General features: G+C 73.2%; 10 protein-coding genes and 5 pseudogenes. 7 read left to right on the top strand and 8 right to left on the bottom strand.

What is annotated here, in order from left to right; all coding sequences use genetic code 11:
• Positions 1-20 precede the first annotated feature (20 nt).
• From ATL41_RS13735 to ATL41_RS12975, 7 genes and pseudogenes are all read left to right on the top strand, one after another.
• A pseudogene (locus ATL41_RS13735) lies at positions 21-448 on the top strand (metal ABC transporter permease).
• Entirely contained in the window at positions 334-714 is a 381-nt protein-coding gene (locus ATL41_RS13640) for a metal ABC transporter permease (protein WP_281253882.1), read from the top strand. The pseudogene ATL41_RS13735 and the gene ATL41_RS13640 overlap by 115 nt, the downstream one beginning before the upstream one ends.
• A 54-nt stretch (positions 715-768) precedes the next feature.
• Positions 769-1,071: pseudogene (locus tag ATL41_RS13700) on the top strand (metal-dependent transcriptional regulator); the annotation flags it as partial.
• Positions 1,008-1,424, top strand: coding sequence for a FeoA family protein (locus ATL41_RS13695; RefSeq protein ID WP_342744444.1), 417 nt, complete (start codon positions 1,008-1,010; stop codon positions 1,422-1,424). The pseudogene ATL41_RS13700 and the gene ATL41_RS13695, both read left to right, overlap by 64 nt.
• On the top strand, positions 1,421-2,662 hold the full coding sequence (locus tag ATL41_RS12985) for an MFS transporter (protein WP_342744389.1): 1,242 nt from the start codon (positions 1,421-1,423) through the stop codon (positions 2,660-2,662). Before ATL41_RS13695 ends, ATL41_RS12985 begins: the two co-directional genes overlap by 4 nt.
• A 79-nt stretch (positions 2,663-2,741) precedes the next feature.
• Positions 2,742-3,404 (top strand): vitamin K epoxide reductase family protein, encoded by a 663-nt coding sequence (locus ATL41_RS12980; RefSeq protein WP_169924469.1) that lies wholly within the window; start codon positions 2,742-2,744, stop codon positions 3,402-3,404.
• 153 nt (positions 3,405-3,557) lie between these two features.
• Positions 3,558-4,705, top strand: a pseudogene (locus tag ATL41_RS12975) (class I tRNA ligase family protein); the annotation flags it as partial.
• A 21-nt stretch (positions 4,706-4,726) separates the two neighbouring features.
• Here the strand turns inward: ATL41_RS12975 and ATL41_RS13730 are convergent.
• From ATL41_RS13730 to ATL41_RS12940, 8 genes and pseudogenes are all read right to left on the bottom strand, one after another.
• Positions 4,727-4,789, bottom strand: a pseudogene (locus tag ATL41_RS13730) (hypothetical protein); the annotation flags it as partial.
• A gap of 185 nt (positions 4,790-4,974) precedes the next feature.
• Positions 4,975-5,496, bottom strand: coding sequence for a class I tRNA ligase family protein (locus tag ATL41_RS13725; protein WP_169924572.1), 522 nt, complete (start codon positions 5,494-5,496; stop codon positions 4,975-4,977).
• Positions 5,497-5,719: 223 nt separating this feature from the next.
• A complete protein-coding gene (locus ATL41_RS12965) occupies positions 5,720-6,463 on the bottom strand; it encodes a vitamin K epoxide reductase family protein (RefSeq protein WP_169924571.1) in 744 nt (247 codons plus the stop codon).
• Positions 6,464-6,542: 79 nt separating this feature from the next.
• A complete protein-coding gene (locus tag ATL41_RS12960; protein WP_342744389.1) occupies positions 6,543-7,784 on the bottom strand; it encodes an MFS transporter in 1,242 nt (413 codons plus the stop codon).
• Positions 7,781-8,487, bottom strand: a pseudogene (locus ATL41_RS13720) (metal-dependent transcriptional regulator). The gene ATL41_RS12960 and the pseudogene ATL41_RS13720 overlap by 4 nt, the downstream one beginning before the upstream one ends.
• A 4-nt stretch (positions 8,488-8,491) precedes the next feature.
• A complete protein-coding gene (locus ATL41_RS12950; RefSeq protein ID WP_098456652.1) occupies positions 8,492-9,325 on the bottom strand; it encodes a metal ABC transporter permease in 834 nt (277 codons plus the stop codon).
• The gene (locus ATL41_RS12945) at positions 9,322-10,227 is read right to left on the bottom strand and encodes a metal ABC transporter ATP-binding protein (protein ID WP_098456651.1); all 906 of its coding nucleotides are present in this window, start codon (positions 10,225-10,227) and stop codon (positions 9,322-9,324) included. The genes ATL41_RS12950 and ATL41_RS12945 overlap by 4 nt, the downstream gene beginning before the upstream one ends.
• Positions 10,224-11,159, bottom strand: coding sequence for a metal ABC transporter substrate-binding protein (locus ATL41_RS12940; protein ID WP_098456650.1), 936 nt, complete (start codon positions 11,157-11,159; stop codon positions 10,224-10,226). Before ATL41_RS12940 ends, ATL41_RS12945 begins: the two co-directional genes overlap by 4 nt.
• Positions 11,160-11,191: the final 32 nt, after the last annotated feature.

Below are 11,191 nucleotides of genomic sequence, written 5' to 3'. Positions count from 1 at the left end.
TGCTCGTCGGCTGGTCCCTCATGGGCGACGCCGTCTCGCACGCCGTCCTGCCCGGCGTCGTGCTGTCCTACCTCGCCGGCGTGCCCTTCGCCGTCGGCGCCCTCGTCTTCGGCATCGGCTCGGTCGCGCTCATCGGCACGGTCCGCGACACGTCGAAGCTCAAGAGGACACCGCGATCGGCGTCGTCTTCACGAGCCTCTTCGCGCTCGGCCTCGTGCTCGTCTCCGTGACGCCGAGCCAGGTCGACCTCAGCCACATCCTGTTCGGCAACGTCCTCGGCGTCGCGCCGCCGACCTCGCCCAGGTCGCCGCGCTCGGCGCGGTCGTCGTCGTCGTGCTCCTCGCCAAGCGCGCGACCTCACGTTGTACGCGTTCGACCCTGCGCACGCCACGCGATCGGCCTCTCGCCGCGCGGCTCGGAGCGCTGCTGCTCGGCCTGCTCGCCGTGACCGTCGTCGTCGCGCTCCAGGCGGTCGGTGTCATCCTCGTCGTCGCGATGCTGATCATCCCCGGCGCGACCGCCTACCTCCTGAGCGACCGCATCGACCGGATGCTCGTCGTCGCACCCCTCGTCGCGGCCGTGTGCGCCGTCGTCGGCTTCGCCGCGTCGTACGCGCTCGACGCGTCGCCCGCCGGCATGGTCGTCCTCGCGCAGGGCGTCGTGTTCACGTGCGTGCACCTCGGCACGTGGTTCACGCGCCGACGGTTATCGTGAGCCTGTGCGCCGCGACATCGACATCACCCCGTCGTCGAGGACTACCTCAAGGTCGTGTGGTCGGCCCAGGAGTGGTCCGACACCCCCGTGACGACCAAGCTGCTCGCCGAGCGCCTGGGGGTCGGCGCGTCCACCGTCTCCGAGACCGTCCGCCGCATGTGCGGCATGGGCCTCCTCGAGCACGAGCGCTACGGCGCGATCTCGTTGACCGACGAGGGACGCGACCTCGCCGTCGCCATGGTCCGCAGGCACCGCCTGCTCGAGACCTATCTCGTCGAACGCCTCGGCTACCAGTGGGACGAGGTCCACGAGGAGGCCGAGGTGCTCGAGCATGCCGTCTCCGACCTGCTCATCGACCGCATGGACGCAGCGCTGGGCCACCCCCGCCGCGACCCGCACGGCGACCCCATCCCGACCGCGCAGGGCGAGCTCGAGCCGAGCTCTGCCGCACGATCGACGAGCTGCCGCAGGGGGGCGCTGGCGTCGTCACCCGCATCTCCGATGCCGACGGCGACATGCTGCGCTGGTTCGCCGACCTCGGCCTCGGCCTCGACGCCCGCGTCGAGGTCCGCGCCCGCCGCGAGTTCGCCGGAGTCGTCACCGTCGCCTGGACGGCAGACGACGGAGGACCCGAGCGGCAGGCCGACCTGGGCCTGCCTGCGGCACGCGCCGTGTGGGTCGACGTCGAGGACGCCGAGGCGGGGGAGTGACCGCCGCGACGGACGGCCAGACGGCCGGGCTGCGGGCAGCGATGCCCGCGCTCCTCGCGCTCGCGGTCGGCGGGTTCACGATCGGCACGACCGAGTTCGCCTCCATGGGGCTCGTCCCGCTCATCGCCGACGACCTCGCCGTCTCCGTCCCGACGGCCGGGCACGCGGTCACCGCGTACGCCGTCGGCGTCGTCGCGGGCGCGCCGACCCTCACCGTCCTCGCCGCGCGCGTCGAACGCACCCGGCTGCTGCTGATCCTCATGGGGATGTTCGTCGTCGGTCACGTGCTGTCCGCGCTCGCGGGCTCGATGGGGCTGCTGATCGTGGCCCGCTTCCTCGCCGGGCTGCCGCACGGCGCGTTCTTCGGGGTCGGTGCGGTCGTGGGCGCGGCCGTCGCAGGGCCGCGCAACCGTGGCAAGGCGATCGGCATGATGATGGCCGGCCTGACGATCGCGAACATGATCGGGGTGCCGCTCACGACGCGCGTCGGGCAGGTCTGGGGGTGGCGCGCGACCTTCTGGATCGTCGCGGTCCTCGCGCTGCTCACGATGCTCTCGCTGTGGCGCCTCGTGCCGCGAGGCGCGGGCGGCGAGGGCTCGTCCGTGCGTGACGAGGTGCGCGCCCTGCGCAACGGCCCGCTCTGGATCGCCTTCGCCGCGGGAGCGATCGGCTTCGGCGGTCTGTTCGCGGTGTACACGTACGTCGGACCGCTCGTCACCGAGGTCGGCCGCATGTCGACGGAGAGCATCCCGCTCGTCATGGGCCTGTTCGGCCTCGCGATGACCGTCGGGGTGCTCGTCGGCGGGCGGCTCGTCGACCGTGGCGTGCTCCGCACCGTCGTGCTCGGCTTCGTCACGACCCTCCTCGCGCTCGTCCTCCTCGGCGCAACCGGATCCGCGCCGGTGATGCTCGTCGTCGGGCTCGTCGCGCTCGGCGTGACCTCGCAGGTGCTCGGCCTCGCGATGCAGGCCCGCCTCATGGACCTGTCGCCGCTCGCGCCCTCGCTCGGGGCGGCCCTGTGCCACTCGGCGCTCAACGCGGGCAACGCGGAGGGCGCGTTCGTCGGCGGTCTCGTGATCGACGCCGGCTGGGGCTACCTCGCGACCGCGTGGGTCGGTGCGGCTCTGACCGCCGTCGGGCTGCTCGTCGTGCTCGCCGTCGGGCGGCAGCGCACCGGCCTCCCGGTCGCGGAGCGGGTGCGTCGCAGCCTCGAGGACACGCCCGCCGACGAGGTGTGACGCCTCCAGCGGGCGTCCAGAAACGCGTGGGACCATGGTCCCGGCCGCAGCCGGGCGGCCGCCGACCGAGGAGCGTCCCGTGACCGACCCGACAGCCGACCACGTGCCCGACGGCGCGTCGCAGCTCGACGAGATCGACGACGGCGTCATCGCGCCGCGCCCGCTCGCGGACCGCACCCTCGGCCGGATCCTCGTGATCCTCGGGCTCGTCGGCCTCGCGGGCTCGCTCGCCCTCGCGATCGAGCGCTATCTGTCGCTCGTCGACCCGGACCACCAGCCGACGTGCTCGATCAACGCGCTGCTCACGTGCAGCCCGGCGATGGCGTCCGACGCGGGCAGCCTGCTGGGCTTCCCCAACCCGTACATCGGCCTCGGCGCGTTCCCGGTCGTCGTGACGATCGGCGTCGTGCTCCTCGCCGTTCCCGGTATCGCGTTCCCGCGCTGGTTCTGGCGCACTTTCCTCGTCGTGGCGACGGCTGCCACGGGCCTTATCGCCTACCTCGTGTACACGAGCCTCGAGGTCCTCGTCGCGCTGTGCCCCTACTGCATGGTCGTGTGGTTCGCGACGCTCCCGATCTTCTGGTTCCTGCTCGTGCGCAACGTCCAGGACGGCCTGTTCGGCGGCAGCGCGTCGTCGGGCATCGTGCGTCAGCGCGGCCTGCTGCTCGCGGCGATGTTCGTCGCGCTGCTCGCGTGGATCGTCGTCGGCCTCGGCCCGAGCATCGCGGGCGCGTTCGCCTGAGCGGCTGCTCCGCGGCAGGCTGCCTGCGCCACCCGGGCGTGCGCTCGGAGGTCCCTGCGGCCCGGTAAACTCGCGAGAGTGACTGACAAGCCCAACGTCCCGAACCAGCCTGCTCCCGCGCGCTCCGGCGCCCCGTCCCCGGAGGAGCCGCGACTGCGCTACACGCCGCAGCTCGCCGAGGAGATCGAGCTCCGCTGGCAGGACCGCTGGGCCGAGCGCGGGACGTTCTGGGCGGCCAACCCGAGCGGGCCGCTCACCGACGGCAAGGGCCGCCACGCGGACCCCGGCTCGCCGAGCTTCTTCGTCATGGACATGTTCCCCTACCCCTCGGGTGCGGGCCTGCACGTCGGCCACCCGCTCGGCTACATCGCGACCGACGTCGTCGGCCGCTTCCGCCGCATGTGTGGCGACAACGTGCTGCACGCGCTCGCGTTCGACGCGTTCGGCCTGCCCGCCGAGCAGTACGCGGTCCAGACCGGTCAGCACCCGCGCATCACGACCGAGCAGAACATCGCGAACATGCAGCGCCAGCTCCGCCGCCTGGGCCTCGCCCACGACGAGCGCCGCTCCTTCGCGACGACGGACAGCGAGTACGTGCGCTGGACGCAGTGGATCTTCCTTCAGATCTTCAACTCCTGGTACGACGAGACGGCCGTGCGGCCCGACGGCGGCACCGGCAAGGCCCGCCCGATCGCCGAGCTCGAGGCCGAGCTCGCCGACGGCACGCGTCCCACCCCGGACGGCACGCCGTGGGCCGAGATGGACGCCGTCGCACGCCGCCGCGTCATCGACTCCTACCGCCTCGCCTACGTCTCCGAGTCGCCCGTGAACTGGTGCCCCGGGCTGGGCACCGTCCTCGCGAACGAGGAGGTCACCGCCGACGGCCGGTCCGAGCGCGGCAACTTCCCCGTCTTCCAGCGCAGCCTGCGCCAGTGGAACATGCGCATCACCGCGTACGCCGACCGCCTCGCGGACGACCTCGAGCTCATCGACTGGCCCGACAAGGTCAAGGCGATGCAGCGCAACTGGATCGGCCGCTCGCAGGGCGCCAAGGTCCGGTTCGACGTCCAGGGCGGCAGCGAGGTCGAGGTCTTCACGACCCGCCCCGACACCCTGTCGCGCGACCTTCATGGTCGTCGCCGAGCCGCCGCGAGGGGCCGCGAGGGCCCGGCCGCGCGCGCGACGGCGCTTCCGGGCACCCTGCCGCGGCGGTCGCCGCGCCGGCAGCCCGCGGACTCGCTCGAGCGGGGGTGCTCGGGGCGACGACCAGAGGTCGCGCCGAACAGGGTGTCGGGGCGGGTCGTGAAGACCTCGACCTCGCTGCCGCCCTGGACGTCGAACCGGACCTTGGCGCCCTGCGAGCGGCCGATCCAGTTGCGCTGCATCGCCTTGACCTTGTCGGGCCAGTCGATGAGCTCGAGGTCGTCCGCGAGGCGGTCGGCGTACGCGGTGATGCGCATGTTCCACTGGCGCAGGCTGCGCTGGAAGACGGGGAAGTTGCCGCGCTCGGACCGGCCGTCGGCGGTGACCTCCTCGTTCGCGAGGACGGTGCCCAGCCCGGGGCACCAGTTCACGGGCGACTCGGAGACGTAGGCGAGGCGGTAGGAGTCGATGACGCGGCGGCGTGCGACGGCGTCCATCTCGGCCCACGGCGTGCCGTCCGGGGTGGGACGCGTGCCGTCGGCGAGCTCGGCCTCGAGCTCGGCGATCGGGCGGGCCTTGCCGGTGCCGCCGTCGGCCGCACGGCCGTCTCGTCGTACCAGGAGTTGAAGATCTGAAGGAAGATCCACTGCGTCCAGCGCACGTACTCGCTGTCCGTCGTCGCGAAGGAGCGGCGCTCGTCGTGGGCGAGGCCCAGGCGGCGGAGCTGGCGCTGCATGTTCGCGATGTTCTGCTCGGTCGTGATGCGCGGGTGCTGACCGGTCTGGACCGCGTACTGCTCGGCGGGCAGGCCGAACGCGTCGAACGCGAGCGCGTGCAGCACGTTGTCGCCACACATGCGGCGGAAGCGGCCGACGACGTCGGTCGCGATGTAGCCGAGCGGGTGGCCGACGTGCAGGCCCGCACCCGAGGGGTAGGGGAACATGTCCATGACGAAGAAGCTCGGCGAGCCGGGTCCGCGTGGCGGCCCTTGCCGTCGGTGAGCGGCCCGCTCGGGTTGGCCGCCCAGAACGTCCCGCGCTCGGCCCAGCGGTCCTGCCAGCGGAGCTCGATCTCCTCGGCGAGCTGCGGCGTGTAGCGCAGTCGCGGCTCCTCCGGGGACGGGGCGCCGGAGCGCGCGGGAGCAGGCTGGTTCGGGACGTTGGGCTTGTCAGTCACTCTCGCGAGTTTACCGGGCCGCAGGGACCTCCGAGCGCACGCCCGGGTGGCGCAGGCAGCCTGCCGCGGAGCAGCCGCTCAGGCGAACGCGCCCGCGATGCTCGGGCCGAGGCCGACGACGATCCACGCGAGCAGCGCGACGAACATCGCCGCGAGCAGCAGGCCGCGCTGACGCACGATGCCCGACGACGCGCTGCCGCCGAACAGGCCGTCCTGGACGTTGCGCACGAGCAGGAACCAGAAGATCGGAGCGTCGCGAACCACACGACCATGCAGTAGGGGCACAGCGCGACGAGGACCTCGAGGCTCGTGTACACGAGGTAGGCGATAAGGCCCGTGGCAGCCGTCGCCACGACGAGGAAAGTGCGCCAGAACCAGCGCGGGAACGCGATACCGGGAACGGCGAGGAGCACGACGCCGATCGTCACGACGACCGGGAACGCGCCGAGGCCGATGTACGGGTTGGGGAAGCCCAGCAGGCTGCCCGCGTCGGACGCCATCGCCGGGCTGCACGTGAGCAGCGCGTTGATCGAGCACGTCGGCTGGTGGTCCGGGTCGACGAGCGACAGATAGCGCTCGATCGCGAGGGCGAGCGAGCCCGCGAGGCCGACGAGCCCGAGGATCACGAGGATCCGGCCGAGGGTGCGGTCCGCGAGCGGGCGCGGCGCGATGACGCCGTCGTCGATCTCGTCGAGCTGCGACGCGCCGTCGGGCACGTGGTCGGCTGTCGGGTCGGTCACGGGACGCTCCTCGGTCGGCGGCCGCCCGGCTGCGGCCGGGACCATGGTCCCACGCGTTTCTGGACGCCCGCTGGAGGCGTCACACCTCGTCGGCGGGCGTGTCCTCGAGGCTGCGACGCACCCGCTCCGCGACCGGGAGGCCGGTGCGCTGCCGCCCGACGGCGAGCACGACGAGCAGCCCGACGGCGGTCAGAGCCGCACCGACCCACGCGGTCGCGAGGTAGCCCCAGCCGGCGTCGATCACGAGACCGCCGACGAACGCGCCCTCCGCGTTGCCCGCGTTGAGCGCCGAGTGGCACAGGGCCGCCCCGAGCGAGGGCGCGAGCGGCGACAGGTCCATGAGGCGGGCCTGCATCGCGAGGCCGAGCACCTGCGAGGTCACGCCGAGCGCGACGAGCCCGACGACGAGCATCACCGGCGCGGATCCGGTTGCGCCGAGGAGGACGAGCGCGAGGAGGGTCGTGACGAAGCCGAGCACGACGGTGCGGAGCACGCCACGGTCGACGAGCCGCCCGCCGACGAGCACCCCGACGGTCATCGCGAGGCCGAACAGGCCCATGACGAGCGGGATGCTCTCCGTCGACATGCGGCCGACCTCGGTGACGAGCGGTCCGACGTACGTGTACACCGCGAACAGACCGCCGAAGCCGATCGCTCCCGCGGCGAAGGCGATCCAGAGCGGGCCGTTGCGCAGGGCGCGCACCTCGTCACGCACGGACGAGCCCTCGCCGCCCGCGCCTCGCGGCACGAGGCGCCACAGCGAGAGCATCGTGAGCAGCGCGAGGACCGCGACGATCCAGAAGGTCGCGCGCCACCCCCAGACCTGCCCGACGCGCGTCGTGAGCGGCACCCCGATCATGTTCGCGATCGTCAGGCCGGCCATCATCATGCCGATCGCCTTGCCACGGTTGCGCGGCCCTGCGACGGCCGCGCCCACGACCGCACCGACCCCGAAGAACGCGCCGTGCGGCAGCCCGGCGAGGAAGCGGGCCACGATCAGCAGCCCCATCGAGCCCGCGAGCGCGGACAGCACGTGACCGACGACGAACATCCCCATGAGGATCAGCAGCAGCCGGGTGCGTTCGACGCGCGCGGCGAGGACGGTGAGGGTCGGCGCGCCCGCGACGACGCCGACGGCGTACGCGGTGACCGCGTGCCCGGCCGTCGGGACGGAGACGGCGAGGTCGTCGGCGATGAGCGGGACGAGCCCCATGGAGGCGAACTCGGTCGTGCCGATCGTGAACCCGCCGACCGCGAGCGCGAGGAGCGCGGGCATCGCTGCCCGCAGCCCGGCCGTCTGGCCGTCCGTCGCGGCGGTCACTCCCCCGCCTCGGCGTCCTCGACGTCGACCCACACGGCGCGTGCCGCAGGCAGGCCCAGGTCGGCCTGCCGCTCGGGTCCTCCGTCGTCTGCCGTCCAGGCGACGGTGACGACTCCGGCGAACTCGCGGCGGGCGCGGACCTCGACGCGGGCGTCGAGGCCGAGGCCGAGGTCGGCGAACCAGCGCAGCATGTCGCCGTCGGCATCGGAGATGCGGGTGACGACGCCAGCGCCCCCCTGCGGCAGCTCGTCGATCGTGCGGGCAGAGCTCGGCTCGAGCTCGCCCTGCGCGGTCGGGATGGGGTCGCCGTGCGGGTCGCGGCGGGGGTGGCCAGCGCTGCGTCCATGCGGTCGATGAGCAGGTCGGAGACGGCATGCTCGAGCACCTCGGCCTCCTCGTGGACCTCGTCCCACTGGTAGCCGAGGCGTTCGACGAGATAGGTCTCGAGCAGGCGGTGCCTGCGGACCATGGCGACGGCGAGGTCGCGTCCCTCGTCGGTCAACGAGATCGCGCCGTAGCGCTCGTGCTCGAGGAGGCCCATGCCGCACATGCGGCGGACGGTCTCGGAGACGGTGGACGCGCCGACCCCCAGGCGCTCGGCGAGCAGCTTGGTCGTCACGGGGGTGTCGGACCACTCCTGGGCCGACCACACGACCTTGAGGTAGTCCTCGACGACGGGGGTGATGTCGATGTCGCGGCGCACAGGCTCACGATAACCGTCGGCGCGTGAACCACGTGCCGAGGTGCACGCACGTGAACACGACGCCCTGCGCGAGGACGACCATGCCGGCGGGCGACGCGTCGAGCGCGTACGACGCGGCGAAGCCGACGACGGCGCACACGGCCGCGACGAGGGGTGCGACGACGAGCATCCGGTCGATGCGGTCGCTCAGGAGGTAGGCGGTCGCGCCGGGGATGATCAGCATCGCGACGACGAGGATGACACCGACCGCCTGGAGCGCGACGACGACGGTCACGGCGAGCAGGCCGAGCAGCAGCGCTCCGAGCCGCCGCGGCGAGAGGCCGATCGCGTGGGCGTGCGCAGGGTCGAACGCGTACAACGTGAGGTCGCGCCGCTTGGCGAGGAGCACGACGACGACGACCGCGCCGAGCGCGGCGACCTGGGCGAGGTCGGCGGGCGCGACGCCGAGGACGTTGCCGAACAGGATGTGGCTGAGGTCGACCTGGCTCGGCGTCACGGAGACGAGCACGAGGCCGAGCGCGAAGAGGCTCGTGAAGACGACGCCGATCGCGGTGTCCTCCTTGAGCTTCGACGTGTCGCGGACCGTGCCGATGAGCGCGACCGAGCCGATGCCGAAGACGAGGGCGCCGACGGCGAAGGGCACGCCGGCGAGGTAGGACAGCACGACGCCGGGCAGGACGGCGTGCGAGACGGCGTCGCCCATGAGGGACCAGCCGACGAGCACGAGCCAGCACGAGAGCAGCGCGCACACGATCGACGCGACGAGGGTGACGGCGAACGCCCGCTGGAGGAAGCCGTACTGGAAGGGCTCGACGAGGGTCGCGAGGAGGTCGGTCATCGGGCGCTCCCCCGCGTCGTCGGGCTGGTGCTCGTCGGGCTGGCCACCGCCGCGCTGGTCCCTGCCGGGCTGGCCACCGCTGGCGCAGCCTCGTCGGCCGCGCCCGTCCCCGCCTGCGTACCGAGGCGCCCGATCCGGCCGAGGTCGAGCCCGGTGAAGGCCTCGACGAGGCGTTCGGGCGCGAACGCCTCGTCGGGCGGGCCCGCGAACAGGACGCGGCGCTGCAGGAGGACGACCTGGTCGACGAGGCCGGGCAGGGTCGGCAGGTCGTGCGTCGAGACGAGGACGGACGTGCCCTCGGCGGCGAGCTCGCGCAGGAGCGTGAGCATCCCGGCCTCCTGCGTCTTGTCGACGCCGGAGAACGGCTCGTCGAGCAGCAGGACGTCGGCCTCCTGCGCGATCGCGCGGGCGAGGAACACGCGCTGGCGCTGCCCGCCCGAGAGCCGACCGACCTGCCGGTCGGCGAGGTCGGCGAGCCCGACGCGCTCGAGGGCGTCGGCGACGACCGCGCGGTCGTGCGCGCGCAGGCGCCGCAGCGGGCCGAGGTGCGGGTACCTGCCGGTCTCGACGACGTCGCGCACGACGACGGGGAACGTCCAGTCGACGTCCTGGCTCTGCGGCAGGTGTGCGAGCGCGCCCTCGCGGCGCGCGACGTCAGCGGGGCGCCCGAGGATCGTGACCGTCCCGCTCGTGGGGCGGACGGCGCCGACGACGGCTCGCATGAGCGTGGACTTGCCGGAGCCGTTGACGCCGACGAGCCCCGTGACGGAGCCGCGCGGCAGCGTGAGGCTCGCGGAGTCGAGGGCGTGCACGTCGCCGTAGCGGACGGAGAGGTCACGCACGTCGAGCGCGGGCGTCTGCGCTCGCGGTGCGGCGGGCGGCGGTGCCTGGGTGGGGCTCATCGGTCCTCCGCGGTCAGTCCGGCGACGATCGTGGTCGTCGTGTGGCGGAGCAGGTCGAGGTAGCTCGGCACGGGACCGTCGGGGCCCGACAGGGAGTCGACGTAGAGCGGACCGGCGAGCGGCGTGCCTGTCTCGCGGGCGACCTGCCGCTGCGCGACGTCGGGCACGGTCGACTCGCAGAACACTGCCCGCGGACGGTCGCGGCGGACGGCCTCGACGACGGCGATCGTCGAGCGTGGTGTCGCCTGCTGCTCGGCGTTGACGGGCCAGAGGTAGGCCTCGCGCAGGCCCGCGTCGCGCGCGAGGTAGGAGAACGCGCCCTCGCACGTCACGAGGAGCCGCGCAGGCTCGGGGACCGCGGCCACGGCGTCGGCGAGGTCGTCCGCGATCTGCTCGAGCTGCGCGCGGTACGCGGCCGCGTTGGCCCAGTAGAGCGCCTCGCCCTCGGGGTCGGCGCTCGCGAGCGCGTCGGCGATGTTCGCGACGTAGGTCTGGCCTGCGGTCGGCGACATCCAGGCGTGGGGGTTCGGGTGGCCTGCGGCCTCCCCGGAGGTGATCGGCTGCGGGTCGACGCCGTCGCTGACCGTCACGTGCGGGGCGTCGACGTCGGCGAGGAGCTGCGCGAACCATGCCTCGAGGCCGAGCCCGTTGTCGACCACGAGGTCGGCCCCCTGCGCGCGGACGAGGTCGGCGGGTGTCGGTTCGTACCCGTGGATCTCGGCGCCGGGCTTGGTGATCGACTCGACGCGGACCCTCGCTCCGCCCACCTCGGCGACCATGTCGGCGAGGACGGTGAAGGTCGTGACGACGTGGAGCCGGTCGTCGGCGGCGGGCGGCGCGGCGGCCGGGCCACCGCTGCATGCCGTGAGCGAGGCGCTCACGAGCGCGGCGGCTGCCGCCCGTTCGAACGTTCGAATCCAAAAGTTCGACATACCGAACTTTTGCACGGCGGCGGACGGTCCGC

Source organism: Flavimobilis soli (genome assembly GCF_002564025.1).
In the GTDB taxonomy this organism is placed as follows: Bacteria; Actinomycetota; Actinomycetes; order Actinomycetales; family Cellulomonadaceae; genus Flavimobilis; species Flavimobilis soli.
The sequence above is the reverse complement of the archived record's forward strand: the minus strand, read 5'-3'. Positions and strand labels throughout refer to the sequence as shown.

Coding starts and splice junctions, on each gene's coding strand:
- ATL41_RS13725 (WP_169924572.1), bottom strand. CDS start 5,496: ATGGACATGTTCCCCTACCCCTCGGGTGCGGGCCTGCACGTCGGCCAC.
- ATL41_RS12950 (WP_098456652.1), bottom strand. CDS start 9,325: ATGACCGACCTCCTCGCGACCCTCGTCGAGCCCTTCCAGTACGGCTTC.
- ATL41_RS12945 (WP_098456651.1), bottom strand. CDS start 10,227: ATGAGCCCCACCCAGGCACCGCCGCCCGCCGCACCGCGAGCGCAGACG.
- ATL41_RS12940 (WP_098456650.1), bottom strand. CDS start 11,159: ATGTCGAACTTTTGGATTCGAACGTTCGAACGGGCGGCAGCCGCCGCG.